Origin of the sequence: Actinotalea ferrariae CF5-4 (assembly GCF_000603945.1) — a bacterium.
GTDB classification, from domain to species: domain Bacteria; phylum Actinomycetota; class Actinomycetes; order Actinomycetales; family Cellulomonadaceae; genus Actinotalea; species Actinotalea ferrariae.
In genome coordinates, this window is sequence record NZ_AXCW01000600.1 from 1 (window position 1) to 450 (window position 450).

Genomic DNA, 450 nt, shown 5'->3' on the forward strand with positions numbered 1-450 from the left:
CGATCGCGGCGTCCAGCCGGGCCTGGGCGGTCGCGACGGCGGCGTCGGCCGCCAGGGCGGCCTCGTGCTCACCCTGCAGGCGGAGCACGACGGCGAGGGCGGCCTCGACGTCGGCCCGTGCCTCGACGTGCGCGGCGTGCGCCTCCTCCTGCTCGTCGAGCGCGAGCGCCAGGGCGAGCTCGGCGGCCGCGACGGCGTGCGGGTCCGGCTCGTAGGCGTCGACGGCGAGCGCGAGGGCCTCCTCGGCCTCCAGGACGGCTCCGTCGGCCGCCTCGGCCCGGGCGGTCGCGCTCGTGAGCACACCCTCCGCCTCGGCGTGGACGGCGAGGGCCGCCTGGAGGTGGACCGCGATGGCGTCGGCGTCGGTCGCACCCGCGGCGGCGTGGGCGTCGGCGAGGGCCGTCGTCGCTGCGCCGAGCTCGTGCTGGGCGTGGGCGTCGGCGTCGACCG

1 protein-coding gene is annotated in these 450 nt (G+C 80.0%); it reads right to left on the reverse strand.

The annotated features are described in order from the left end of the window. Positions 1-450, reverse strand: a 450-nt coding sequence (locus N866_RS21905; RefSeq protein ID WP_034230123.1) for a hypothetical protein, incomplete at both ends; no start/stop codon positions are given.